The sequence below is a fragment of the Bacillota bacterium genome (assembly GCA_040754675.1).
Classification (GTDB): Bacteria; Bacillota; Limnochordia; order Limnochordales; family Geochordaceae; genus Geochorda.
The window spans coordinates 1-1,703 of sequence record JBFMCJ010000743.1; the positions used below are offsets into that span (position 1 = coordinate 1).

3 protein-coding genes are annotated in these 1,703 nt (G+C 63.5%); 2 read left to right on the plus strand and 1 reads right to left on the minus strand.

The genetic code is table 11. The features are described from left to right. The first annotated feature begins 91 nt into the window (after window positions 1–91). Window positions 92–625, plus strand: coding sequence for an ATP-binding protein (locus AB1609_23150; protein ID MEW6049333.1), 534 nt, complete (start codon window positions 92–94; stop codon window positions 623–625). Continuing rightward, window positions 597–938 carry an STAS domain-containing protein gene (locus AB1609_23155; GenBank protein MEW6049334.1) on the plus strand — a complete coding sequence of 114 codons (342 nt, stop codon included), beginning with the start codon at window positions 597–599 and terminating at the stop codon, window positions 936–938. Before AB1609_23150 ends, AB1609_23155 begins: the two co-directional genes overlap by 29 nt. Window positions 939–1,008: 70 nt before the next feature. On the opposite strand, the gene AB1609_23160 is transcribed toward AB1609_23155, so the two are convergent. Then, window positions 1,009–1,703: hypothetical protein (locus AB1609_23160; protein ID MEW6049335.1), on the minus strand; the 695-nt coding region annotated here is incomplete at its 5' end.

Consider the following 1,703-nt stretch of genomic DNA (forward strand, 5'->3'; position numbering starts at 1 on the left):
CTGGCGGCGGCCCTGCAGCCCGGTTCATCGAGCGATGATATGACGGTGCTCGCGCTGAGCGTACCGGGCTCCCTACGGGGCGGTGCACGGGTTGACGGATGAGCGCCAGCAGGCCGGGCGGCTATGGCAGGTCTTGCCTACAGGACTGAGGCCGCTCGACGGGGATTGCCTGGCACCGTTTCCAGGCCTGCGCATCGACTACGAACGGCGCATCGGTTCCATAGCGGATGTGCGCTCCATACGGAGGGAACTGGGCCAGCGGTGCCTGGCCATGGGATACCCGCCCCGGCTGGTGTGGCGCATCCGGGTAGCTGTGAACGAAGTCGCTACCAATGCCCTTGTCTACGCGGGTGGGGGCACCTGCCGCGTTCGGTGGGATGAGGCGGGGATGTACGTCTGGATCGCCGACAACCGTGCCGGTCTGGACGTGGAGGGTGTCCACCGGCTGCTGAAAGGCCCGCGGCGTCGGGGTTCGTGGAAGGGGCACGGCCTGCGAATCGCTTCAAGTTATGCAGACAGCGTCGTGCTTGCTACGGGGGAGAAAGGGACCCAACTGTTGCTTTACTTTCGGGCAAGCCAGGGAGGGGGGTATTGCTATGGAGCTTGTCACCCGGCAGGAGCATGATGGCAGCGTTCGCATCATTTGCAGCGGTGAATTGGATTACGCTTCGGCCGACCGGTTCTTGCGCGCCGTCAGCGAGCTGGATGCGAGCCAGGTCGTGATCGACTTTGCCGCGGTCGAATTCGTGGACTCCACCGGGGTTGCTGCCCTGTGCCGGGCTATCGAACATGTCCAGGGCAGGCAGGGCGGGATCAAGGTCGTGAACATTCATGAAGGCATCTACGAGATCCTCACCCTCGTGGGATGCGTCGAAGCGTTCGGGCCGGATACCTTTACACTGGCGAAGCAGGGGGAGGGGCGCGTGCCCGACGCTTGAGCGGCCCGGCCGGACATCCCCGTCTGCCGCTGTCACCCATTCCGGGGGAGCGTCGGAGCATGTTCCGCCCTCAGGTTATCTGGCGGATCTCCAGTTCACCTTTGCTGCCCAGCTGCACATGCACGCCTCGGGCCAGCCTTTGAAAGGTGTGGCTGTGAGCGCCGATCGTTACCCGTACGTTGGGATGAACCAACCGTGCCGAAAAGCGGCCTGAAGTGAGGATCTCAACCCGTGTCCTCGATCCACTCGGGCTTCCCACTTCATCGAGGAGAACATCGCCTTCCTGGACGATGATCTCATCGCCCCGGAAAACACCGGGCCGAACGGAAACCCCCTTGCCAGCAAGCAGGCGCGCGTAGTAGCAGGTTCCCCCGGGCATGTAGATGCGCCCGCTCGCCTCGACCTGGGAGTTTTGGATGTAACGTGTCACCACGTCGGCGGGCCGGGACTGTTGTTCTTTCAGGCGCTCGACGAGATGGCGGGCCTTGTCTGCCAGAGGCACTAATTGCTCCACAGCCTGAAGGCGCAGCGGGCCGAGCCCCACCAAGAACCGGTGACATGTGCCGATAAACTGTTCCAGGTCGGATGCGTTTGTTCGCTCGAGCGTCCGGGTCAACTGGAGCAAGGTGCCGATACGTTCGTCGAGGCCAGGGAATTTCCGCTCGATGAGGAGCTTGATGAGAGGGCCATCGCCACGCTGCTGGAGGTCGGCGGTGCGAAAGTGGCGATGGGCCTTGACGGCTCTCACGGCTTCGACGAGACCGG

Coding starts and splice junctions, on each gene's coding strand:
- AB1609_23155 (MEW6049334.1), top strand. CDS start 597: ATGGAGCTTGTCACCCGGCAGGAGCATGATGGCAGCGTTCGCATCATT.